The sequence below is a fragment of the Chitinophaga niabensis genome (assembly GCF_900129465.1).
GTDB lineage: Bacteria > Bacteroidota > Bacteroidia > Chitinophagales > Chitinophagaceae > Chitinophaga > Chitinophaga niabensis.
On the sequence record NZ_FSRA01000002.1, the window covers coordinates 2,301,561 to 2,327,147 of the forward strand.

Annotated in this window: 16 protein-coding genes; 4 read left to right on the forward strand and 12 right to left on the reverse strand. The window is 46.7% G+C overall.

What is annotated here, in order from left to right:
* Positions 1–16 precede the first annotated feature (16 nt).
* Both BUR42_RS26620 and odhB read left to right on the forward strand, forming a co-directional pair.
* Positions 17–2,779: a 2-oxoglutarate dehydrogenase E1 component gene (locus tag BUR42_RS26620; protein WP_074242581.1), complete on the forward strand. Its 2,763-nt coding sequence runs from the start codon at positions 17–19 to the stop codon at positions 2,777–2,779.
* Between the two features lie 72 nt (positions 2,780–2,851).
* Positions 2,852–4,405, forward strand: coding sequence for a 2-oxoglutarate dehydrogenase complex dihydrolipoyllysine-residue succinyltransferase (odhB, locus tag BUR42_RS26625; RefSeq protein WP_074242582.1), 1,554 nt, complete (start codon positions 2,852–2,854; stop codon positions 4,403–4,405).
* A gap of 183 nt (positions 4,406–4,588) precedes the next feature.
* Here the strand turns inward: odhB and BUR42_RS26630 are convergent, their stop codons facing one another.
* Genes BUR42_RS26630 through BUR42_RS26645 form a run of 4 tightly spaced genes read right to left on the reverse strand, consistent with a single transcriptional unit; the run spans position 4,589 to position 10,972 of the window.
* Complete coding sequence (locus tag BUR42_RS26630; protein ID WP_074242583.1) at positions 4,589–5,575, reverse strand: DUF5007 domain-containing protein; 987 nt, start codon at positions 5,573–5,575, stop codon at positions 4,589–4,591.
* Between the two features lie 8 nt (positions 5,576–5,583).
* Positions 5,584–6,267 carry a fasciclin domain-containing protein gene (locus BUR42_RS26635; RefSeq protein ID WP_074243244.1) on the reverse strand — a complete coding sequence of 228 codons (684 nt, stop codon included), beginning with the start codon at positions 6,265–6,267 and terminating at the stop codon, positions 5,584–5,586.
* A 25-nt stretch (positions 6,268–6,292) separates the two neighbouring features.
* Complete coding sequence (locus tag BUR42_RS26640; protein ID WP_074243245.1) at positions 6,293–7,795, reverse strand: RagB/SusD family nutrient uptake outer membrane protein; 1,503 nt, start codon at positions 7,793–7,795, stop codon at positions 6,293–6,295.
* Positions 7,796–7,816: 21 nt separating this feature from the next.
* Complete coding sequence (locus BUR42_RS26645) at positions 7,817–10,972, reverse strand: SusC/RagA family TonB-linked outer membrane protein (protein ID WP_074242584.1); 3,156 nt, start codon at positions 10,970–10,972, stop codon at positions 7,817–7,819.
* Positions 10,973–11,904: 932 nt separating this feature from the next.
* On the opposite strand from BUR42_RS26645, the gene BUR42_RS26650 reads away from it, so the two are divergent.
* Positions 11,905–12,234, forward strand: coding sequence for a hypothetical protein (locus BUR42_RS26650; protein WP_143197590.1), 330 nt, complete (start codon positions 11,905–11,907; stop codon positions 12,232–12,234).
* A gap of 264 nt (positions 12,235–12,498) precedes the next feature.
* On the opposite strand, the gene BUR42_RS26655 is transcribed toward BUR42_RS26650, so the two are convergent.
* From BUR42_RS26655 to BUR42_RS26690, 8 genes are all read right to left on the reverse strand, one after another.
* Positions 12,499–13,587, reverse strand: a complete 1,089-nt coding sequence (locus BUR42_RS26655; RefSeq protein WP_084185842.1) for a TlpA disulfide reductase family protein — start codon at positions 13,585–13,587, stop codon at positions 12,499–12,501.
* Between the two features lie 18 nt (positions 13,588–13,605).
* Complete coding sequence (locus BUR42_RS26660; RefSeq protein ID WP_074242587.1) at positions 13,606–15,102, reverse strand: PKD-like family lipoprotein; 1,497 nt, start codon at positions 15,100–15,102, stop codon at positions 13,606–13,608.
* A gap of 18 nt (positions 15,103–15,120) precedes the next feature.
* Positions 15,121–15,834 carry a DUF4843 domain-containing protein gene (locus tag BUR42_RS26665; protein WP_074242588.1) on the reverse strand — a complete coding sequence of 238 codons (714 nt, stop codon included), beginning with the start codon at positions 15,832–15,834 and terminating at the stop codon, positions 15,121–15,123.
* A gap of 14 nt (positions 15,835–15,848) precedes the next feature.
* On the reverse strand, positions 15,849–17,333 hold the full coding sequence (locus BUR42_RS26670; protein WP_084185843.1) for a RagB/SusD family nutrient uptake outer membrane protein: 1,485 nt from the start codon (positions 17,331–17,333) through the stop codon (positions 15,849–15,851).
* Between the two features lie 17 nt (positions 17,334–17,350).
* Complete coding sequence (locus BUR42_RS26675; protein WP_084185844.1) at positions 17,351–20,791, reverse strand: SusC/RagA family TonB-linked outer membrane protein; 3,441 nt, start codon at positions 20,789–20,791, stop codon at positions 17,351–17,353.
* Between the two features lie 129 nt (positions 20,792–20,920).
* Entirely contained in the window at positions 20,921–22,024 is a 1,104-nt protein-coding gene (locus tag BUR42_RS26680) for a FecR family protein (RefSeq protein ID WP_074243246.1), read from the reverse strand.
* A 75-nt stretch (positions 22,025–22,099) separates the two neighbouring features.
* Entirely contained in the window at positions 22,100–22,666 is a 567-nt protein-coding gene (locus BUR42_RS26685; protein ID WP_074242591.1) for an RNA polymerase sigma factor, read from the reverse strand.
* 101 nt (positions 22,667–22,767) lie between these two features.
* Complete coding sequence (locus BUR42_RS26690) at positions 22,768–24,183, reverse strand: serine hydrolase domain-containing protein (protein ID WP_074242592.1); 1,416 nt, start codon at positions 24,181–24,183, stop codon at positions 22,768–22,770.
* A 21-nt stretch (positions 24,184–24,204) separates the two neighbouring features.
* Between BUR42_RS26690 and BUR42_RS26695 the strand changes: the two genes are divergently transcribed.
* Positions 24,205–25,404 carry an RsmB/NOP family class I SAM-dependent RNA methyltransferase gene (locus BUR42_RS26695; protein ID WP_084185905.1) on the forward strand — a complete coding sequence of 400 codons (1,200 nt, stop codon included), beginning with the start codon at positions 24,205–24,207 and terminating at the stop codon, positions 25,402–25,404.
* The last annotated feature ends 183 nt before the right edge of the window (positions 25,405–25,587 follow it).

The following is a 25,587-nucleotide window of genomic DNA, read 5'->3' on the forward strand; positions in this document are numbered from 1 at the left end:
TTAAATTTCGTTGTAAATGAAGGACTTTTCGTTTGTCACCAACTCGCACCCGGCGTATATCGAATCGCTGTACAAAGAGTATAGTACAGATCCGGCCAGTGTAGATCCGGAATGGATCAGGTTTTTTGAAGGATTTGACTTTGCGGTGAGCAATACTAACGGTAAAGCGGCAGCCCCTGCTGCTGGTGGCACGGCAACCCTGCCTGTGAGTAGCGAACAGCTTGTAAAGGAACTGGGCGTATACCGCCTCATCCAGGCCTATCGCAAAAAAGGCCATTTAGTGGCCAATACCAATCCCATTCGTCCCCGGAAGGACCGCCAACCTAACCTCGACCTCAGTTTTTTCGGCCTTACAGACGCAGACCTTAAAACAGAATTCTTTGCCGGCCAGGTGATCGGCCTTGGTAAAACCAGTCTGGATAAGATCCTGCAGCACCTTAAATCAGTGTATGCGGCAGCAATAGGCCTGGAATTCACTTATATCAATGACGCTGCAAAAGTAGAATGGCTGCAGAAAGAGATGGAAACCACCGTTCGCCAGCCACTCACTGTTGAGCAGAAAAAACGCATCCTGCTGAAGCTTAACCAGGGTGTGATGTTTGAAAAATTCCTCCATACCAAATATATCGGGCAGAAACGTTTTTCCCTGGAAGGTGGCGAAACCACCATTCCCGCATTGGATGCCATGATCAATACTTCTGCCGAATATGGTGTGCAGGAAGTAGTGATCGGTATGGCACACCGCGGCCGTCTGAACGTACTGGCCAATATCCTCGGTAAAACATATGAGCAGATCTTTTCTGAATTTGAAGGAACTGCCATCCCTGATACCACGATGGGCAGCGGGGACGTGAAGTACCACCTGGGCTTCCGTTCTACCATTCAAACCCCAGCCGGTAAAGAGGTGAATGTACAGCTCACGCCCAACCCTTCCCACCTGGAAGTGGTAGACCCAGTTGTGGTAGGTTTCGCCCGCAGCAAGGCAGATGTGATCTATAACAGCGATTACGACCAGATCCTCCCCATCCTGATCCACGGAGACGCGGCTATTGCAGGCCAGGGCGTAGTATATGAAGTAGCCCAGATGAGTAAGCTCAGGGGCTATTATACCGGTGGTACCATGCACTTTGTGATCAATAACCAGATCGGTTTCACCACCGATTTTGAAGATGCAAGGTCCGCTGATTATTGCACCAGCGTAGCTTCTATCGTACAGGCCCCGGTGTTCCATGTGAACGGGGATGATGTGGAAGCCGCCGTGAAAATTGCGGAGATCGCTACCCGTTACCGCCAGGAGTTCAACTCCGATATCTATATTGATATGGTTTGCTACCGCAAACACGGTCACAACGAGGGAGATGATCCTAAGTTCACACAACCTAAACTTTACTCGGAGATAGATAAACACCCTAATCCCCGGGAAGTATATTCCCAGCAGCTGATCGCTAAAGGGGATGTGGATGCTTCCCTGGCACAGGAAATGGAAAAAGCTTTCTGGGCAGACCTGCAGGAACGCCTGGATGATGTAAAACAACGTCCGCTTCCCTACACTTACCAGACCCCGGAAAAATGGTGGAAAGAACTGCGTAAATCCACACCGGCAGACTTCGATAAATCTCCTGATACGGCTATCTCAAAAGAGCAGCTGGAAAAACTTTTCCAGGCTATCATGGTTATTCCTGAAGGATTCAAACCATTACGTAAAGTGGAGAAACTGCTGCAGGATAAACAAAAACTATACAGCGAACAAGGGCTGCTGGACTGGTCTTCAGGTGAATTGCTGGCCTATGGCAGCATCCTCACAGAAGGCAGGGACGTACGTTTGAGCGGCCAGGATGTGAAGAGGGGTACCTTCTCACACCGCCATGCCGTACTGCGTAACGAAGAAACAGACGAAGAATACAGCCGCCTCAGCAAACTGAGCGAAGCGCAGGGCAAGTTCCGTATTTACAACTCCCTGCTCAGCGAATTTGCAGTGCTGGGTTTTGAATATGGTTATTCCATTGCCAACCCTTACGCGCTCACCATCTGGGAAGCGCAGTTCGGGGATTTCATGAACGGCGCACAAACATTGATAGACCAGTTCATCACATCTGCAGAAACCAAATGGCAAAAGCAAAGCGGCCTTGTGCTGTTGTTGCCGCATGGTTACGAAGGGCAGGGGCCGGAACACTCCAGCGCCCGCCTGGAACGTTTCCTGCAACAATGTGCTGAACAGAATATATTCATCACCAACTGTACAACGGCTTCCAGCTTCTTCCATGCTTTACGCCGCCAGCTGGCACTGCCTTTCCGCAAACCGATGATCAACTTCTCACCCAAAGCCAACCTCCGTCACGTAAGGAGCTACAGCCCCATCGCGGAATTCACGCAGGGCGGGTTCAAAGAAGTGCTGGACGATCCGTTCATTACAGATGCTGCCGCCGTGAAGAAAGTATTGTTCTGCAGCGGTAAGGTCTATTTCGACCTGAGTGAGAAGCAAATGAAAGAAGACCGGAAAGATGTGGCCATTGTGAGGATGGAACAACTCTATCCGTTGCCGGTAGGGCAACTGGAAGCTATCCAGAAAAAATATAAAGGTGCCGCATGGTCCTGGGTACAGGAAGAGCCCCTGAATATGGGTGCTGCCAGCTTCCTGCAAATGAACCTGGGCCAGATCAAATATGATGTGATCAGCCGCCCGGCCAGCGCCGCTACGGCAACAGGTTATAGTAAAGTGCATGCTAAAGAACAGCAGGATATCGTAGAGGCTGCCTTTAAGGTTAAGCAAAAAAAATAACGCTGGTTTGTAATTCACTAGTAAATTCGCAAAACAAAACTTTACGCATAAGCGGAATGGAGGGTTTAACACATGATAATCGAAATTAAAGTTCCCACGGTAGGAGAATCAATCAGCGAAGTAACACTTGCAAAATGGCTCAAAAAAGACGGAGACGTTGTGAAGCAGGATGAGGTATTATGCGAAATGGAATCAGAAAAGGCCACCTTTGAGCTGAATGCAGAGAAGGCAGGTGTGCTGAAGATCATTGCAAAGGAAGGAGATACCCTGCAAATAGGAGCGGTAGCCTGCACTATTGATACAGACGGCGCAGCTGCCACAACTGCTGCACCTGCGGCAGCAGCTCCTGCACCAGCAGCTACTGAAGCTCCGGCTCCGGCAGCAGCACCTGCAGCTCCCGCTGTGAACAAAGGTACCATCGATATCAAGGTTCCCACCATCGGAGAATCCATCAGTGAAGTGACCCTCCTGAAATGGCTGAAACAAACCGGCGATTACGTAGAGCGTGATGAAGTACTGTGCGAACTGGAATCTGAGAAAGCTACTTTTGAACTGAATGCAGAAGAAGCCGGCGTACTCAAAACAATAGCGAAAGACGGCGATACTTTAAATATAGGAGACGTGGCCTGCCAGATAGATACCTCTGCTCCACGCCCTGCCGGTAAAGCACAACCTGCTCAACAACAGGCTGCCGCTGCTGCACCTAAAGCTCAGGCACCTGCTGCTGCCCCACTCCCTAACGATGTTAAAGCAACCCCGGTTGCTGCTGCAGTGATTGCAGATAAAAAAGTAGATCCTGCTTCTATTAAAGGAAGCGGCGCCCATGGCAAGATCCTGAAAGATGATGTAATGGCTGCCCTGGAAAATCCGGGTGTACCTGTTGGTCATGAACTGTTCAGCCGTGTGGAACGCAGGGAGAAAATGAGCAACCTGCGGAAAGTAGTATCCCGCAGACTGGTGGAAGCCAAGAATACAACAGCCATGCTTACCACGTTCAACGAGGTGGATATGACTAACATCATGGCTATCCGCAGCAAATACAAAGAAGCATTCAAAACATCACATGGTGTGAACCTGGGTTTCATGAGCTTCTTTACAAAAGCGGTTTGTTTTGCATTGCAGGAATTCCCTGCCGTAAATGCATACATAGATGGAGAAGAACTGGTGTACCACGATTTCTGTGATATCTCTATCGCCGTATCTGCTCCTAAAGGGCTTGTAGTACCTGTTATCCGTAACGCGGAAAGCATGGGTATGGCAGACATTGAAAAGAAAGTAGTGGAACTGGCTACCAAAGCAAGAGATAACAAACTCTCCATGGAAGAGATGACCGGTGGTACTTTCACCATCACCAATGGTGGCGTGTTCGGTTCACTCATGAGCACCCCGATCATTAATATCCCGCAATCAGCCATCCTGGGCATGCACAAGATCCAGGACCGCCCGATGGCAGTGAATGGACAGGTGGTGATCCTTCCCATGATGTATGTGGCGCTCAGCTATGATCACCGTATCATTGACGGTAAAGAGTCTGTAAGTTTCCTCGTAAGAGTGAAGGAAATGCTGGAAAACCCTGAGCAGCTGCTGTTCGGAAGGGATCCGGTGAAGGCTTTGCTGAAACTCTAGTTTACCCGTAACGTATAACCGTATATCGTAACTGCCTCCGGAAACGGAGGCAGTTTTTTTATGAGCTGTGCCTGTGAAAAACAATCCCTTACGGCGGCTGTACTTTATGTTCTCCCCAAAAACAAAACCGCCCGGCCATTACAGCCAGGCGATTTCGCCTTGATTGAGATATTAGCGTACTCTCTAAGGTTTTCTGGTCACCTTGGGTAATCTTACGGTGACTTCATATGTTCCTTTCACCAGCAGGCGGAATGCCCAACGGGGATTCACGTTGTAGGTCTGACCGGGAACGTTTGGTGTTACGCCCGCATCAATGATAACTTTGTTGCTCGGTATACGGTAATACATCAGGTAACCATAACCCGGATATTCCAGGATGGGGAAAGGGGTCAGTTCATAGTTACACACCATGGTTGTATCTGTATATTCCACCGGGTTAAACTTAGCATACGTTTCAAATAAAGGCCTGTCCCCGCGTTTTTGTAACTCTGCCAGTTTAGGATTGAATGGTGAACCATTCTTATCCACTACTTTCAGGCGCACCTGGTAACCATCGTTGGATACTTTTTTGTAGCTCATAGTCGGCACTGCAATATCACCACTGGTGTTGGTGCCATCTATAAAGTAAGCACAACCGGTTCCTTTATCTTCAAAAGGCTGGTCTATCATCTGCAGCACTGAAATGCTCTTGAAGGTTTTAGTACCACTTCCATTGGTTACCTGCAGATCGAAAGCGTAGTTGCCGGCAGGGATCTCCAGAGAACCTTCATTGAGGATCAGCTGACCGGATTTTTCCACCACTTCCAGGGAGGGCAGGGTTTGTTTGCTCCTTTTCTTATTCAGCAATGCCACCGTAGTATCTGTATTTACATTGAACAAAGCATTCCAGATATACACCTCGTGTGGTTCGTTGAAGAGGTTGGTGGGTTTGCCGGTAGCAAGGTCCCGCACTTCCAGCAATTTTACACTGATGGGGTAGTTGGAGCCATCCAGCTCAAAGCCCTGTGGGTCGCTTTTATAATTGGTCCCTCTTGGTATGCGAAAAGTATCGCTCACGTAACGGATCTGATCACTGATATAACCGATAGGTACTTTTTTGCAGGCTGTGATCAAACCAAGGCCAAAAGCGCCCAGGATGAGGCAGTTTCGAAGAGTTTTATACTTGTTCATAAATGATCTTATTTAGGTGCAGTTGCAAATGTGAAAATATGCCCGTTAGCCAGTACATGCAGTACGCCATTCGTTGTGATAATGCCGGAGGTTTGTGCTACAATGCGCGCATCTTTTTCTTCCGAAGGAACAGCTGAATTATCCAGCGGGTCCAGGGCGCCAATAACTTTGGTGAAATAGATGTACCTGGGAATATTGGTGAGCCCGCCTGAAGAATAACCACCGCTTGGATCGTCGCGGAGGGAGATGTGGCGTTGTTCTGCATCTTTTGCGCTGTAGTATTTACCGGTTGCATTAAGGCCTGCCCTTTCTATCTTTTCACCAAAGATGTAAGCACGTACGGAATCTTTCAGCTTCGCAAAATCGAGGTCTTTGAAATCAAAGATGAGGTTCTCATCATTTGCTTCCAGGCGTTTGCGTTCCTGTACTACATCCTTCACGTAATTTTTGATGGAGTAATCTGTGGGCGCAAAGAAAGTGGTGCCCGCAGCATTTATTTCATCTTTCAACCCTGTTTTATCTATCAGCAGCACCAGCGTATCGAAGAGCGGATTGGTCTTCAGGTAATCATACGTAGTACCGTTGAAATTAGGATTATGCAAGCTGCCGCCTATAAAGTAATCGTTCTTTTTGCAGGATGCAAAAGCGGCCAGGAGCAGAAAGGCTGTCAGCCATTTTATGGAAAGTTTCATGATAGTCGTTTTTAGTTGATCAGATTTAGAGCCTGCCATTCCAGTAAGGTGTTTGTTTCATCAGCAGATTGTCTTTAAACAATACGCGGGGAATGGGCCAGTAGTTACGTCCGTATGAGGGGCTGCCTGCATGCATCGCATCCTTGAAGAGGCTGTTGAAGTATTCTGTACCAATATCGGTGCGTAACAGGTCCCAGTAAAAATGGCCTTCTGCAAATAATTCACGGCCTCTTTCCCAGATCACCTCATAAAAGAAATCAATGCCAACCAATCCGGGGTCCAGGTCGCCGATGCCTGCGCGGTTGCGGGTTTTATTCAGCAGTATCCTGGCTTCAGGTTCCCTGTTCAGTTTGTAGAGGGCTTCTGCTCTGAGCAGGATAATGTCAGACAAACGGAAGATGAGGATATTGTTGGAATAGCGGGGATCCCTTTGCAGATCGCCATCCCTGTAGATCACGTTGGAATATTTCTTCAGCATGGTCATATCGAGCCTTACATCTTCATACAGCCAGATCTTTTCACGCAGGTCATTTGCTTCCCAGAAAAGGGTGTTCTTTGTACCGGGATGTACTCTCCAGGGTACGCCATCCTTGTTGTTAGGTTCGCGTGTTGCGAGGAAGGGGGCCCATAAAGTTTTCTCACCTATGCCGTTCCAGGAAGCCTCACTTTGTTCATAGCTGATGTTGATCTCAAAAATGGCTTCTGTGGATTTACCGATCGCCATTTTGGAATAAGCGGCAGAATCTGTGATGAATGTAAGACCATATGTACTGGGATTCGCTACCAGGTCGCGGGTGGCTTCTTCACATTTAGGATAATCTTTCATCCATGCATAGATATGTGCTTTTAATGCCAGTGCACTGGCCTTGGTAGCCCTTATGCCACGATCGCTTGAACTGATGGGGGATTGGGGCAGCATTTCTACTGCTTTATCCAGGTCAGCCAATGCCTGTTTCAGTACCACATCCTGTTTCTCACGGCCATAGTTCTTAGCTTCGGCAACGTCTTCCACTGCATCCAATACTAAAGGCACATCTCCCCATACGCGGGAAATATAGAAGTAATTGAAAGCGCGCAGGAAATAGGATTCTCCGAGATAATATTCCTTATGACCGGATTTGAAAGTATTCTCCGGAATGTCCGGGATCTTTTTGATCAGGAGGTTGGCTTGCGCAATGGCTTTATAGAACTTGGTCCAGTTCTGCAGATTTTCAAGGTAACCATAATACACACCATCAAAGGAACCATCGCGGAGCTGGTGAATGGAATAATCAGAGTTATAAGTGATCTCAAAAGTATTGGCAGGCACATCGCCATATACATAATACCTGTTCTCATCCGTTAATGCATCGCGCAGCATGGAGTAACCACCCAGCAGGCCGGCTAATGCATCTTTATCCGTTTTCCAGAACTTGTTGCTGGAGGGCACGTTTTTGCTTTCCAGCTCCAGTATTTTTTTACAGGAACTGCCTGCTATTAAGAACCAGGTGGTCATCAGTGCAGGAAGTATATATTTAAGTCGTTTCATGTTCATTCAGATTTGATGTGATCAGAAGCCAAAGTCTAAACCAATGGTGAATTTCTTGGGGATAGGATATCCGTCGCCGGTGTAAATACCGTAAGCGTTTACGCCTTCTGCATCGGGAATGGTGCTTTTCTGGAAGGTGTAAAGATTATCTACCACACCGTAGAGGCGGAGGCGTTTGATCTTCAGTTTGTTCAATACCTGTTGGTTGAAGCTGTAACCCGCAGTGATATATTTGATACGGAGGTAATCGCCTTTCTCAATATACATGGTGGTTTTATCGAAGAAGCGGTATGGAGAACGTGTTCCCTCTACCAGTGAAAAGGTCGGTAGCGTTGCAATGTCTCCCGGCTTCTTCCAGAAGTTCAGTTTGTTGATATCCATGATAGCTCTTGAGGCCAGGTTACGTTCACCATTATCACCTGTAGCTTCGAACAGGTATTCCAAACGGCGGTTCTCGTAGCTGTTCATGATATCCCTGCCTAAAGTGTAACTGAGGAAAACGCCAAGGGAGAAACCTTTGTAAGTAAGGTTGTTGAGGATACCTCCATAGAACTTGGGATTGGGGTCGCCGCCAATGATCTGGTCCATGGGTTCTTTGAGGTCAAAGTTACCATCCTGGTCTACCAGTATCGGGTCGCCTGCATGGTAGTCCCAGCCTACGAAGTTTTTCATCGGCTGGCCGGTAAGCAGGTTATAAGGCACATCTTCCGGACGGGAATAAATGCCTTTGAATTGAAATACATAGAACTGGTTCACAGGAAGGCCAACTGAAAGCAGGTAGTCTGAACCGTATACCCCTGTATTATAGTTGAAGATGATACTGCGTCCGCCGTTTGGCAGTGCGGTGATCACGTTCTGGTTATAAGAGAAGGTAATGTCTGTATTCCACTGCAATGCGCTTTTGGGATTGAGGTTACGGGTATTAAGGGTTACTTCCACACCGGAGTTGCGCAACCCGATAGCATTGGTTTGTGCTAAAGTATAACCACTCGCATTGGGAAGCAGGAAGTCAAAGAATCCTTTGGTGAGTTCACGTTTGTAAACGTCTACGATCAGGCGTATCCTGTCTTTAAAGAAACCTGCTTCCAAACCGAGGTTACCCTGCCTGGATTCTTCCCAGGAAAGGTCTTTCTGCGCAATACCGGAGTAATAGTTCGGCGTGATCACAGAGGTACCATTGTAAGAAGTTACGTCACGATTGTCTGCAAAGCCGGCCTGGTTCACGGTGTAGTTATTGTATCCCAGGTAATTCCTTTCGGGTTGGTTACCGGTGATACCCCAGCTACCGCGGAGTTTCAGGAAGTTCATAAAGCCCAGGGAGTTCTCAAGGCCAGGTTCGTCTGATATGATCCATCCTAAAGAAATGGAAGGGAAGGTACCCCAGCGGTTGTCTTTACCGAATTTGGAGGAAGCGTCCCTGTTGATCACGGCAGACAATAAATAACGGTCTTTAAAGTCGTAGTTCAACCGGAGGAAGATACTTTGCATACCGGTTTCTTCTGTTGCAGAAGAAGTGCTGGAGAACTGTTTGTTGGCAACGTTCACTGCCCATGCATTATCATTGGGAATGAGGTCTGCACTACCGAAGTTCCAGTTCCATTTAGTGTACTCCATATTGGTGCCACCGATCAGGTTAAGATGGTGATTGCCGAATTTGGTGGAATATTCAAGTGTTGAAAAGAGGGATGCGATCTCCACTTTGTCTGAATAGGAAGAAGCATATCCGTAACCGTTATTCCGTACTACGGAAGGCTGGAAGTAGTCGCGGTTGGAGCTCCTGTTTTCATAGTTCACCGTTGTATTGAAGAGCAGGCCTTTTGCGAGGTCTACATTAAAGGCATTGGAGAACTGGAGGTTATTGTTGATGTTCTTATCCTGCCGGTTTTTGTTGCCCAGGAGGTATTCCCGGGAACTTTCCGTTAAGGCAAAGAAGGAGGAAGGTAAGCTATAGGTATCAAACGCAAAGAAACTGCCGGTACGTTCATTAATAGCGCGGGGGCGGTCTGTACGGGTTACCCTGAAGCGGCTTGAGCTGTTCAGCCAGGGAGTAACTTTTGCATTGATGCTGGCCAGGATGGAGTAACGTTTGAAGCCGGTATTTTTGATCACGCCATCTTCCTTATAATGGCCAAGGCTGAGACGGTAGTTGATGGCATCTGTAGCGCCTGCCATAGACAGATCATAGTTATTGATCATGCCGGTCTGGTAGAAATAACTTTGCCAGTCTGTTGCGTTATTGAAATCAGGGTTCAGACTATCTGTCAGCATCATCGGCAGCGTTTGGTTATCTGCAAAACCGTTATAGAGGTTCAGCACGTCCATTTTCATACGGCGTTCTTCAGCACCACCTACTACTTCAATGAGCTTTGGTCTTTGTGTGATACCTACATAGGTGCTGAAATTGAATTCCGGTTTGCCGGTCTTTGCTTTACGGGTTTTGATGATGATGATACCGTTGGAGCCACGGGAACCGTAAATAGCGGCAGCAGATGCATCTTTGAGGATATCAATTGATTCAATGTCGTTAGGGTTGATGCCGGCAATAGCATTGGTACCTGTTCCGGAACCGTCTATACCGCCAAATTCTGTAACGGAGGTAGGGATCCCGTCTATCACATAAAGCGGTGCGCTTAATGCACGTGCTTCATCATAACCACGCAATACGGATGAGTTACCACGTATTACAACGGAGTTACGGATCCCGGGTTCGCCGGAAAAGTTCTGTACGTTCACGCCGGATACGCGGCCTTGCAGCATCATATCCACACTGGGCGCGGGGAGGTTGGCAATCGCATCACCTTTAACGGTGGCAATGGCGGCCGTGTTCTTACGGCGGGAAACTTCCTGGTAGCCGATCACCACCACATCTCCCAGCATCTTGGAGTTTATTTCCAGTACTACATTCACGGTTGATCTGCCGGCAACACTTACTTCCTGGTTATCATAACCAATAAAAGAGAATACGATGATCTTGGAATTGCCTTTTACAGTGAGAGAGAAATTACCGTTGACATCGGTAACTGTGCCGCTGGTCTTCAGGTCCTTGTCTGTAATTGTTACACCGGGTAAAGGAGCGCCGGTCTTGTCCTTCACGGTACCAGTCACCTTCTGTTCCTGTGCAAATCCATGCAGGCAAAGCAGGATCAGGAACATCAGCTGGAGCGTTCTTTTAAACATAATTTTAAATTTTGGTTGTTTTGATAAGTTTTAGATCAGTGCTAATAATTCAATCATTCAGATGTACTAAGTCATTTTGTGTTTTTATGGTTAGGAATAGATTTTAGTTGGGAAAAAGGCAATAAACGGCCATGCTGCTATGTAAGGATAGCAGTGTATTTATGCCCGGAGGGGCGTTTAGAAGATGGCTGTATTGTCTCTAGATGTCTATATTATCATGGTAAATGCGTTAAAGAGTAACTTAAAAAGTTAGGTATTTGAATGCAAAATCGATTTAGTCAAATGTTTTGAAGGATATTTTTCTCATTGGTTCATTGTTGTCTGATGATTTGCTGGATTAGTTATTCCTCTGAGTCACTGTTTTTGATGTACCATCTTTGGTTGATGTATTCGCAGGTTCATTCACTATGCGCCTGTTCAGCGTATAAGGGTGTCACTGTCCTGATGGTAATCTTCTCTAACTGATTTTGGTTTGCGATTTTGGTATATGATGCTCTGCTCTGAGTCTCGATCTAGATGCTTTTGGTTTTTTATCCCGATTAAAATGCTCTTTCTGCAACTAAACTATGACCTTATCCGGCAATATTAAAATTTGATAGTCCGATGTGACATAGTTATGACTGATCCCGATTTCAACGATAAGATAAGCTGTTTTGCCGATTAATTTTATAATTTCTTTAACAAATATCCACTGAACTTTTCTAGTGAGTGGGTGGCTTCTTAGATTCTTACACTGAACTGCTCATATTTTAACCCAAGTTTATTCACGCGGAATAGCTGAAGTTATCAGGTTAGCAGGTCTTAAAATTGTCATGTGCCTGTAAGGAGGAACGCTTAGACGAAGCGTGCCGGCAAAAGCTTAATCGTGCAATGTTTATTTTTTCGCGTTAAACTCTGTTAATCATTCCACGTCCAAATTCAAAACCACTTATATGAAAACAGGAATATTATTAGCCGCTATTGTTGGTGTCAGTTTTATAACCTCTGCTTCTTTTGCACAAAAAAAACGTGACAGGCGTGAAGATGTACGCGATCGCAGAGAGGATGTGCGTGACAGAAGAGAGAATGTCCGCGATCGCCGTGAAGATCGCAGGGATGTACGGGAAGATGTACGGGATGCAAAACACGACGGGGGGATTAAAGACAGGATGGAAGATGTACGGGATAAACGTGAAGATGTGCGCGACAGGAGAGAGGATGTACGTGATCGCAAAGAGAATCGCAGGGATAGAAGGGAAGACAGGCGGGATAGGAAGCACTAAAGGCTATTTGCAATAAAGGAAATGCTGCAGGCAATCACAATAGGGAATACCGGAAATGCCAAAGCGTGGCTGCAATAAAGGAAACGCTGCAGGCAATTCACAATAGGGAATACCGGAAATGCCAAAGTGTGCCTGCAATAAAGAATACCATCAACAACAAAGTACATTCACAATAAATATAACCTTGGAAAAAAGCAAAGAGGAATTGCATATCGATGCAATTCCTCTTTAATTTGGGTTTTTCTATTTGAAAAGATAGCTGTTCTATTTTGAAAAGATAGTTTCAAGCTTTTTCTGTAACGCTTCTTCCCGGAGATCTTTCGCAATCACTTTACCGGAAGGGTCCAGTAGGAAGTTAGTGGGCACGGCCCTGATCCCGTATTCCTCTACAATAGCACTTTTCCAGCCTTGCAGATCACCAACATGCGCCCAGGTAAGACCATCTTTGGCAATAGCCGCCAGCCATGCATCTTTCTTGGTATCCAGCGTAACACCTACAATAGTGAACCCTTTTTCATGGTACTTATTATATGCAGTTACCACATTCGGATTTTCTTTCCTGCAGGGACCGCACCAGCTGGCCCAGAAATCTACCAGTACATACTTTCCTTTCAGGCTGGAGAGTTTGAAAGGAATCCCTGAAGTATCTGCCAGGGTGAAATCAGGTGTTGCCCCGATACCGGTTTTGGCAGCGATCCTGCGGGTTTCCGTAATCTCCTTGCCATAAGCGGATTGCTGTGCAGCAGGTTTGAGCATAGCAAAAGTGCGTTCCACTTTTTCCGGTGCAGGATAATTGATGTAACGGTCAATAATGATAAAGGGAGAAACAGGGGAAGCAGGATATTTTCTGATGAAGTTCACTACTGCGGAATCCAGCTCATTACCCAGATCATCAAACCCTTTACGGGCTGCTGCGCGGGCTACAGTATCTTTTGCTTTTTCAGCAGCATCTATCTGCTGATACAACGGCCCTGCTTTTTGCGTGATGGACTGCCAGGTTTTACCCCATTCTTTCCATTGTACCTGGCTTTCACTGCCACTGAACTGAACATCATTAAAAGTACTGTCTGCCGTAATGGTCATTACCTTATTCTCTGCAAAGAAGCCAAAACCCCTGCGTATGCCGTCCACCCGGATAAAGTAGAAATAAGCACCGGGTGCTTTACCTTTAAAGGTAAAGCTGCCGTTCTTCATTATCACGGAATCTAAGATGTCCTTCTTGCCTTCCTGGTGGGAGAGGTACACTTTCCTGTCAGGGATGTCTTTCACTTTCCCGTTAATTGTAAAGGATTGCGCTTGCACTAAACTGCTGCATCCTGCCAGGGTCATTAAACAGACGATGATCTTTTTCATTCAAAGTATTTTTTAAGGTTATGGTACTTTATATCCAAGGTCTACGATCCTTGCAAAGCCACTGTAAACATTGGTGTAAGTAGTAAAATCTCCTACGGTGGAAACATCGAAGAAGTACACTTTACTTTCTGTGCCCGTCCAGGTAACAGCTACCAGTTGAGAGGTACCACCCGGTACGCGGTTAAACTTCATTTTGATAATTGTTTCGCCGGCAGGGAAAGTGAATTGCGGAACAGTGATATTGGAAGTGGTTTCGTACTTGTACATCTTATTGCCTACGCCGTAATAGATATGTGGTGTGAGGGTAGAAGATGCGGCAGCCGTCAAGTTCACAATATCGGGCGCACTCATCTGTGTTTTAAGCAGGGTAATAACTGGCGCTGCGGTTGTAGCCACTGTTTTGAACTTCAGCAGCCAGGGCGTATTGGTTTCATCTTTGAACACGCAGTTGTATTCGCGCACTACGTTGGCAGAATCCATGTATAACAGGTCCATGCCAACATTGTTCATGTCAAATACTGAACTGGCGGCTCCGGGGAATGCATTCAGCACGGTACCTCCTGCACTGTAGAAACGTTTGTTCAGCGCATCATATACCGTAACCGTGTAAGTAGTACCACCGGCTACAAAAGGCGCCAGGGTATAATTCTGATTACCGGCAGGTGTGAGCAGGGATGCTCCCCATTTCTTTGAACCCGGGAAACCACCTACGAGGTTGGTATGCAGCTTGCCATCATTTATTGCCACACCTAATGAACCGGATAAACTGGTACCGGTGCTGCTGCTGGCCCAGGTATGACGGGCAGGTTTTACGATGGATGGTGCTGCATAGAACAGGTAACCATAGTTGAACTTTTTCAACATGGTTTGATAACTCAGTTCCATACCATCTGTTTCTGTGAGCAGGTAGATCTTTTTGGAAGAAGGAGAGAGGTCGTCCGTGATCTGGAAAGGTGTGATCTCCAGCTTCACGGGTTTGCCCATTGGGTTTGCTGCGTTCAGCGAGGAATACACATTCCTTTCTACAGAACCGTTGGGCAGGATCATAGAGAAATCGCCTACGCCTGCTTTATCTTCCAGGAACATCCATCCCTGTGCATACTTGTTGATAATAGTAAGATTGTAAAAGAGGAAAGAACTTACGCCGGTACGTTTATCTGTTACCTTATAGGTAAGGCGGTAGTTCTGGCCTAAAGAGAACGGCGGCTCCGTGATCTTTACCGCAAGGTTGCGGGTGGTAGCGATCACTGTTTTAGGTAAGTTGTAATTGCTGGCCGGAGAATTATCAAACACCATCCATTCAAATGTAAGGTTCTCTTCATTTGGCGAGGTGGTTTGTGTGATCTTCGGATTTATTTTCAGCGTGTCCCCGAAAGTGATGGGCACATTAACAGCGCCATAGGTGTCCGTTATTTGCAGTTTGTTCAGTTCTGCATAGGTATAGTTGCCTTTGTCCTTATAACAACTGCTGAACAACACGGCCAGTATGCTTATGATGGTTAGATTAGCTTTCATGTAGATTCATTTGATCGGTTAAGGGAATACAACGCGAACGCCGTTTTCATCCAGCATGGGGCCATTGGCCTGTTCATAATTATAGAGCGCCAGTTTTACGGTTTGGATCAGGAAGTTTTGATCTCCCGGGAAAATGGTACTGTTCCAGTCTGTTTTACCTGTTACCTGGATCATGAACTTGAACTTGGTGGCAGAGTATACACCAAAGCTTACCGCGAGGCGGGAATCCCATGATGCGGGTTTCAGCAATTGATCATTGAAGCTGATCTTATAATGCAGGCGGTCATATACGCTTAGTCCGGGCTTGTCTCCATAACCGGGTTTGAAATCTTTGGAATCCACCACCGTAAAATCAATCGTTACGATGCTATCCTTTAAACCGGGTTTGCGATAGAGGTATACCGGTACTTTTACTTCATATGCATTAGCAGGCATTACCAATGGCCCTATGTTATAATGATAACCGGCTTTTGCTTTGGAAGAATCAGCAATGGTTAGTTTGATCTCCCTGTCTTTATCTGTGGCGGTGCCCATGATACGCAGGGTGAGGTAAACCGTGTCTGTCATCAACGTTGCAGGTTTAACCCCGAAGGAATAATCCGTACTGTCAGGATTGGTGGCAAACTTGGAAAAGTAGATCCGGGGATCTTCCTTGTACATCAGCCTGTCGTCTTTACCGCAGGCGGCCAGTATTACTGTGAGCAGCAGGAAATAATATATATATGATCTCATCTTCTTTCCGTTTTTTATTTACCAAATTCAATTTCAGCCAGTGGCCGTGGGAAGATGTATTTCGCTTCCGTCATCGGGTTGCCTACACCATCTGGAATAGTTACCGTGTTCTTACGTTTGAAGTAGTACCATAACTGCCCTTCTCCGTAGAACTCTTTCCGGTATTCTTTCAGGATCTCTGCTTCCAGCGTAGCCGATGTTGCCAGGGCGGGTAAACCACGGGCTACCCTTACTGTGTTGAGGTAGGGTAATCCCTCATCCGGTGTGGCAGCAGCTTCTGCGGCGATGTAGTACATTTCGGACAAACGTATTACAGGGATCAGCCTCTGTTTTACATTATCCTGGTTATCCGTATGGTATTTCCTCGTGTACACATAAAGGATGTTCACGATGGTAGCATTCGTCCACAAAGGTTTTGAAGCACCCGGGATACGAAGATCTGTACCATAACCAGGCTGGGTCACCTCATACATCGCCTCCACTTTTGAGAGGGTGCTGTACAGGTCACGGAGATCGTTGTTATTGTTGGGAGATTGTTTGAAGATATCTTCCACTACTCTTCTCAGATCAGAAACATAAATGGAGAAGATGTGTTCTGATGAAAAGGTCATGTCGGAAGCGAGGCTGCCGGCATCGTTATTGATCTCTGCGGCAGTGATGAAACGGAACTTCTTACCATCTATCACTTCTTTGGCATACTTCAGGGCATTCACCTTATCGCCTTTGTAGAGATAGAGCCTTGCCAGCGTAGCTTTCACTGCCCAGTAGTTCAGGTGGTTCTGGCGGTACATCAGGAAGAGGTCTACAGAAGTTGAACCCTGGTTGCCGGCTATCTGATCGATATCTTTATTCACGGCCAGCAATGTTTCCGCTTCCAGTAATTCCTTTTCGCATTTGTTCATCACGGCGGCTACTGTCAGCCTGTCCTGCGGCATGATGGTGAATTGCTCCATGTAAGGGATAGCAGGTTTTTCTGCATTGGCTGTATTATAGGCCGGAGCATAGAGGCGCAGCAGATCAAAATGCAGAAAGGCGCGCATGCCGATGGTTTCTCCTTTGATGATGTTATAGGTGTTATCATCCAGGATATCCCTGCGGTTATCTATATTCTTGAGGATGTAATTCGCCTGTGCAATGGCAGAGTAGGCGGCGCCCCAGATCTCACTGATCTTACGTTCCACGTTTAATGCGCCGGGAGTAGTGGCGGTATAATTATACCTGGCCAGGTTACCATACCAGTTACCGGTACTTGTTTTATTCTCATACCGGCCGGCCAGTACATCCAGCACACCAAAGCTCAGGCTTTGGCCATAGAGGGAGTCTGTAGCTGTACGCTGATAGAGGCCGAAGAGGGCATCAATGAAACCCTGGCGGGTGGAAAATTGTTCTGATTCCTTGATCTGTGTTCTGGGCTTTACGTCCAGCCATTTTTTACAGGAGGCCAATGAAATGGCAACTCCCAGAAGACAGATCAGGCTATATTTTCGACTAAATTGCATGTTCGTATTTTTAAGCACTAGAAACTGGTTTGTAATTGCAGGCTGAAAGTACGGCTGAACGGATAGAACAGGCCGCGTTCTCTTTTAATACTGGTAAAACGGAACAGATCGCTGGTAAAGAAAGTGATGCGGGTATTCTGCAAACGCAGTCTTTTATTCAGTTGCTCCGGGAACCGGTAATAAGCAGATAAGCTTTCGCAGATCAATTCATTATTATCCTGTACAAACCGGGAAGAGGCCTTGGTTTCATCCATCGAAGCACCACCGGCATTGGTGAAGCCTTTAAAGAAAGTGTGGTCGCCCGGTTTCATCCAGCGCTCTTCATACACTCTTCTGTCAACATTATAATAAGTATAAGCTACATTCTCCACGCGGTCTATCAGCGTTTGATTATAAGCCTGCCCGCCATATCGGAAACGGAAGAATACATTCATTCCAATACCATTGATCTCTGCATTGGTACCAAAAGTTCCTTCCACGCTAGCCCTTGTGTCTCCCATGATCACCTGGTCCAACGGATCGTAAGTGTTGGTAAGGGTGCCGTCTCTTTTTCTATAGATCTCCAGGCCAGTAGACGGATCAATACCCAGCGATTCCACTACCCAGATGGAGGAAATAGAACGCCCTGCTGCAAAGCGGGGAAGCGGCAATGTCGATTTTGAAGTGTCTGCCTTTTTGTTCATCTGGGCAATCGTATTCGAGATCCTTTCAATGGTGTTCTTCACAGAGAAAGCATTCACGAATATGGACCAGTTGTTCCTGTTCCTTGGATTGTTGATGATATTGTAACGGGCGTTCACTTCCCAGCCTTTGCTCAGTACATCCCCCATGTTATCGGAATAGGAACTGAACCCGGAAGAAGGAGCGGTGGAAATGCTTACCACACTGCCTTTTGTTCTTTCAACAAAATAGTTGGCGGTGATATCCAGCTTATTGAACAGCGTGATATCTGCGCCCAGGTTATTTTTGTAGGTTTGCTGCCATGCGAGTGCAGGGTTACCATATCCCATTAAGCGGGAGCCCAATACACCGCGGTAATCAACCTCTGCATAATAAGCACTGGTGGTGATGCCCAGGAAGCTGGGGAAGTTCTGAGACCCTGTGTAACCTACTGAATAACGGAGTTTAAGACGATTGATGAAGCGCAGGGGGCTTAAGAATTTTTCATGATGGAGGTTCCATCCGAGACCGGTAGACCAGAAAGGTGCAAAACGTTTTTCTGATCCGAATTGGGATGATCCATCGAGGCGGTAGGAGAGGTCTAAGAGATAACGGCTGTCATAAGAGTAACTCACGTTAGCGAGGTAGCCTGCGAGCCTTGATATGCTTTCGGATCCGAAAGGTTTGCCACCTGTAGGGTAACGGCTGCCCAGGATGATCTGGTCCAATCTTGGATTGGGGAAACCCTGTGCTTCATAAAATTCAATGCCATTGCCCGTTTCCTGTACATTCAGGCCCAGTGTGGCAAATATCAGATGCCGGTCTATCTTCTTATTGAAATCTGCCATCAGCATTCCTTCCAGCATGTTCTGTTTGCCATAGTTCTTTACGTAAGAACCTTTTTCATAAGTAGGTTTATTAACGAAGGAAGTGTGTTGCGCAGGTTTGAAGTTATTCGATTCATCCACCTGCTTTGTAATGGCAAGGCGGCCGGAAAAACGTAACCAGGGGAAGGCCTGCCATTGTGTTGAGAAGTTATTGGTGATCGTCTGGTTCTTCGAAAAGCTGGCAATGTTCAGGCTGGCATTATACAGAGGATTTACCGGTCTGCCCACGCCGCCACCTTCAAGATTGTCGTACCTGTCAAAGTTGGTTAACCTGGTACCGTCTACTGTGCGTACATCTTCCAGGTAGATCAACGGATTGCCTTTTTCGTCATAAGGTGTCCAATAAGGATTTAAGCGGGAATACTGGGTATAGGAACCATATGGAGAGTTGTCTCCATTCCAGAAACTCAGGGTCAGGTCATTCCTGAACTGGAAGTTCTTGTACCGGTAACTGAGGTAAGAATTACCTGTGATAATTGTGCGGCCGGAACCTTTCATGGTGCCTTGTACATTATCGTAGGTAAGGCCAACACCATACAGCGCATCGTTAGCGCCACCTTCCACATATAAATTGTGTTTGTGGCTTACGCCGGTGCGCAGTGGTTTAGATAACCAGTCTGTATTCACACCGCGTTCCACATTTGCTTTTCTTTGATTGTAGTAGTATTTTAATTGTTCATCTACAAAATTGAAAGTGTTATTAAATACGCCTGTTTGTACTTCAAGATCAAGTTTCTCACGGGCATTCAGCAGATCATAACCGGTAAGGTCCGGTACATCCGTTCTTAACGTAGCATTATAGGTAACCCTCAATTGGCCGCTGGCAGGGCGGATGGTTTCAATCACTATAACGCCGTTCGCCGCCCTGGAACCATAAATGGCCGTAGCTGCGGCATCTTTGAGGATATCTACTTTAGCAATACGGTTAATGTCCAGGTTGTTGATCCGCGAAAGTGTGGTTTCAAAACCATCAAGGATGAACAGGGGCACATTGGGTGCGTTGGAATAATTGAACACGTTGGAAGTGCTGCTCTGGCTGGGATCAACAAGACTGTTCCCACCTCTTAACACAACTTCCGGTAATTTATTCGGATCAGAACCAAAGCTGATGTTCTCCGGCATCTGGAAGGATGGGTCCAGCGATTTGAGCGCCGTGAGCACGTTTGAATTGGTTACTTTATTCAGGTCTTCATTGGTAAAAGAAGAAGCGGCGCCGGTGAAATTTTGTTTAGGGCGGCTGAAGATCCCTGTGATCACCACATCTTTAATAGATTGTTGTGATGTTTGTAAGGAGTATACAAAACGCCCGTCTTTATCCGGTTTCTGTAATTGCGTTTCATACCCCATAAAGCTGATCTGCAACTGATCCCCTTTGTTGATCTTCAGTACAAAATCTCCGTTAAGGTCTGTAATAGCGCCGGTGCTGGTTCCTTTAACGGCAACGGTTGCGCCCACTACCGGTTCTTTTGTTTTAGCATCCAGTACCCTTCCTTTTATTTCGATAGGAAGTACCTGTACCAGTTTTTCCTCTTTTGGAACAGGTGCGCTTTTAAGGATGATGGTGTTATTTGAAATGGTGTAGCTGAGCGGCTGACCTTTCAGGGCCAGCGTCATCACTTCTTCCAGCGATGCGCCGGAAACCTGTATGGTTACAGGTTTGGTGGCTTGCAAAGAAGCGTTGTTGTAAAGGAAAGCAAAACCTGTTTGCTTTCTCACTTCCCTGAACAGCCTGGTCAGCGGCATGTCTTTTACGGACAGTGTAACCTTTTGTGCATACACATTGGCAGCAGCCTGCATAAAAACAAGCAATAGGCATAGGGCCAGCAGGTGTGTTCTTTTACCTGGCCGCAAACGGGCAATACGAAGCCCTGTCACCCCGGGAGGTGACTTTAAATAGTCAGTTAGTTTCATACTAGACGATACTTTTTTAAAAAGTAATTAATAGCAACAAGTGCGCGCTCAGCCTGCGCGGAATAGCCAGTTATACTTACTGGTCCTGATTCAATGGTTGATCGTTAATATCTGTTCCTGCCTGTATTATTACGGCATGGCTATAATTTTCTTTCTTTCTATCTCAAAATGTACAGCATCGGTAAGTTCCAGCATCTTCAGAACTTCCGATAATTTCTCATGTCTCGATATTTGGCCTGTGAATTCGTTGTTCCTTATTTTATCAGTTGAAAAACTTATTTCTACATCGTACCAGCGGCTTAACCTGCGCATGATATTATCCAGGTTGTCGTTATTAAAAACAAACATCCCGTCTTTCCACGCGATGGCATCTTCCATGAAAGGGTCTGTCACCACTTTGAAACGCCCGTCTTTGTACACCTGCATTTGCTGACCGGGGCGCAGCAGGTTATCTTTTATTTTCACCGCTCCTTCGAACAGGGAAGTTTTGATAGCGTGTTCATCGGCATAGGCCATTACATTGAAGTGCGTGCCTAATACTTCCACATCTACATCTGCCACGCTTACAATAAAAGGCGCCTGTGCATTGTGTGCTACTTCAAAGTAGGCTTCTCCTGTAAGTTTCACATTCCGTTCTTTCCCGGTGAACTCTGCGGGGAAGTACAGGGATGATTCTGCGTTCAGCCAAACCTTTGTGCCATCAGGCAGCATGATCTGGTATTGACCTCCGCGCGGCGTAACTACTTTATTATAATGGACCTCCTGGCTTGCAGGCTGGTCATTGCTTTGGTAAGCGAGTTGCCCGCCGGCTGTTTTTAAGATCGTTGTATTACCCTGTTTGCCCAATGCGCCGTTCTTGGAGCTGTCCAGTTCAATGGTAGTACCATCATACAGGGTAAGGATGGCTTTATTGGTACCGGGTGCCGCATCTTCTTTATAAGGATGCGTTTTGGTTGTTTGTACCGGCTTATTCCTTTGCAGTAAATAAGTTCCGGCGGTGATCACTAATAAAACGGCAGCTGCGGCAGCCAGGCGTTTTATCCATGGCCGGCGTTTGGCTGTTCTGTTGGCAATGGCTTGCTGCATGCGAAGGCGGAGGGCTTCTCCGTCCACAGGCAGTTCTTCGTGCGTATTGATGCCATCGTACCAATCGTGCAGCATTTTTTGTTCTGCGTCAGTAGCCGTCCCTTCCAGGAACTTTTGTGCCAGTTTATTGATTTGTTCTTGTTCCATGGTTGATTGTGGAAGGGTGTTTCTTATATAGAGTGCTTTGGAATACACTTACCCTTAGTGTGGAGAAAATATTTTTTACAGGAACCAGGAAAAGAAGTGAAATGCTTTTCCCAGGTTGAGGCGAATTACTTTTAAGGCTTTGGTGAGATGGGCTTCGGCGGTTTTGCGGGATATATTCAGTTCACGGGCCACATCTTCAAGGGGCTGGTCGTAGAGTTTGTTGGCGCGGAATACCAGGCGGCACTTTTCGGGGAGTTCACAGCTTAATTTATCCACGATCTCCAGCAGGAGCTTGTGATCTACATCTTTTGCATCCGTAACGGCAGGGTTCAGGCCACCGGCGGAAAGCTGGTGCTGCTGGCGTTGCTGTTCCCGGGCCATCCTGCGATAAACGGCATAACGGACCATGGCAGCCAGGTATTTGGGAAGACTTTCTATATGCAGGTCATGGCGTTTTTGCCAGATAGTAATAAATGCATCCTGTACGATTTCTTCTGCGGCGGTGGAATCTTTGAGATGATGAAAAGCAGTGGCATACAACCGGTCCCAGTATCGGCTGTAGATCTCATTGAACGCTATCCTGTTGTCTGCTTTGATTAAATCCAGTAATGCGTCATCCTCAAAAGTGGCCAGTGCATGCATAACAAAAACTAATACTGCATCTTATTTTTTGATAATTTCTATCTAAATGGTTGATTATTTGCACAAAATACACAATTGTGACTAATTGGCTGGTAATTATTTTACTGCTTCGTAAAACGGAGTTCCCTGCCGCCTTGTTTTACTACCAGGTCTCCATTCTCAAAACGGTTGTCTGAGGGAGCATCCATAATCACAAAATCATTATTGGAAGTAAAATACATCTGCATAGTATTGCCCATATTCTGCCGGATGAAAAGGGTGTTATCCTTTTCGGTTACGGTGAGGGTGATGTTCTGGAATTTGTAGGTGCCGGGGTATTGTTTCAATGTGTCTGCCGGTACAGTAGCCAGTGAACGTACACTGGTCTTATTGAATTCATTCCATCCGTAAGTGGCGCCAATACTTCTCATTACTTCCGTGATCACTTCAAAATTATCAGAATTCACCATGATCACCATACCGTTGCCGCCTTCGAGGCTTCCATAGTACACACATCTGAAACCCTCGTTACCGCCATTATGATTGAACCATTTGTTATCCATGATGAAAACACCCAGCGCGGCACTTTTATCAATATAAGGTGTGAGCCGCTTTTTGGTCATGGCCTGTGATAATACTTTGGAAGATCTGCCTTCATAGGCCAGTTGTGTTTCGATAATGTATTTACTGAGATCTACAGGATTTGTCCATAAGCCGGCGGCGCCCATTTCAGGATACACGTGATATTTTCCTTCTACCGGATTACCGTTTGCGCGGTATGCCGTAGCCAGCAGGTCTTTTTTGGAAACCGGCGCCGGCTGCGTATAAAAGCTGCTGGTCATACCCATAGGGTCCAGCACTTCCTTTTGCTGGTATTGATCATAGGCCCTGCCCGTTTGTTCTGTAAGGATCAGTTGAGATATAGTAGTGCCACCGCCGGAATACTGAAAACGCGTGCCCGAAGCAAATGCAGGTTTCACTTCCGGGGAGTTGGCTGGTTTCTTTCCCTGCAGGACCTGTTGCACAGTAGGCAATGTATCCTTTGCATCATACCCTCCAAATCCATGTACTGTAAGGCCTGCAGTATGGCTCAGGAGGTTCGCGATGGTGATCTTGCCGGAATCTGCGGAAGGATGCCAGCTTTTAAGGTACTTGTTAATGTCTTCGTCCAGGCTCAGTTTATTTTGTTCTACCAGTTTTAATATGCCCACTGCATTGAGGGATTTACTGATAGAGGCAGCCTGGAAAAGTGTTTGCGTGGTAACGGGCCTTTTTTCTTCCACATCTGCAAAACCATAACCGCGTGCCCATTCCAGTTTGTAATTCCTGATCACGGCAATGCTGATACCCGGTACCCTGTAATACTTCATCCGTTCCAGGAGGTTGAGCTTCAGGGGTGGGGCATTATCGAAAGATACCCAGCTGCCGAGGCTATTTTCTACCTGGCGGATCTTTTCTTCTGTTTCAGCGGAATATTTTTCCTGGGAAAAGCAACTAATGGTTAGGCATAAAAGTAAAAAGGTAACTGCGCAACGCATTGGAGCAAGGTTTAGATAGATATGAAGATAATAAAAAAAGTGGCGGGTATCCCTATCTTTGCGAACATGACGCGTTGGGAAAATTACATCATTGCTGCAGAGAAGATCATTACAGGTTATAACGGAAGTTTGCCCCTGCATCACTATCTCAAAACATTCTTCAAGGCGCATCCGCACATGGGAAGCCGCGACAGGAAGAGGGTGCAGCAATTAGTGTATCACTTCTTCCGGCTGGGGAACTGGGAGGTTTCCCTTCCTCTGAAAGAAAGGATCTTACTTGGCACCTTCCTGTGTGAGCAGGCGCCGGATGAATTGTTGACCTTCTTTAAGCCGGAATGGAATGTAGCTGCTTCGTTTGAAGATAAACTGGCAACCCTGGGGCTCCAATGGGATGCAACGTCCGCTTTCCCTTTTGCAAAACATTTGTCTGCCGGCATTGATGCGGAACGGTTTACGCGTTCCTTCCTGCAACAACCTAAATTATTCCTGCGTGCCCGGCCCGGTAAGTTAGCTGCCATCCTTCGTTTGCTGGAAGGGAATTACATGTATGAACAGATCGGTGCTAATACGATCGCATTACCGAACGGCACAAAAACAGAACTGATCATCCCGGATAAAAGCTGGTATGAAGTGCAGGACCTGTCCTCACAGGAAACCGGTTTCCGTTTTCATCCAAAGGCAGGAGAGCATTGGTGGGATTGCTGTGCGGCGAGTGGCGGAAAATCCATTCTTCTGCACGATCTGCAACCTGCGATTCATCTTTTTGCCAGTGATGTAAGGGCGAGCATCCTGGAGAACCTGCGCAGGCGTTTTGCAGAAGCGGGCCTCAAGAACTATAGCTCCAAAGTGCTGGACCTCACTTCGCCTGCTTTAAGAGCATCGCTGCCCCGCACGCAATTTTCCGGTATTATACTCGATGCGCCTTGCAGTGGTTCCGGCACCTGGGGGCGTACGCCGGAAAGCATCACTTTTTTCAAAGCGGCACAGATCAAGGAATACGCAACCCTGCAAAAACAGATAGCCCGTAATGTGGCCCCTTTTCTGGCCCCCGGAGGAACATTGGTGTATATCACCTGCTCGGTGTTCAGGGAAGAAAATGAGGAGGCCGTAGCCTTCCTGGAACAGGAGTGTGGGTTGAAGATAGAAGAGAGCGGAATTGTGAGCGGGTATGAGCGGAATGCGGATACGATGTTTGTAGCGGTGGCAGGGAGATCAGTATAGTTGTCGCAAAACGCCCCTGGCGGGTAACGGGCTTTTAGGCTCAAACCTGCCATGGTAGCTTCATCCTTGCTTCATCCTTGCTTCATGTTGCCATCCAGAGCGGGTTTAAGCTACTTTAAAGCAAGGATAAAGCAAGGATTAGACATAAAAGAAAGAGGGCCGTTCCTTTTTATGGGAACAGCC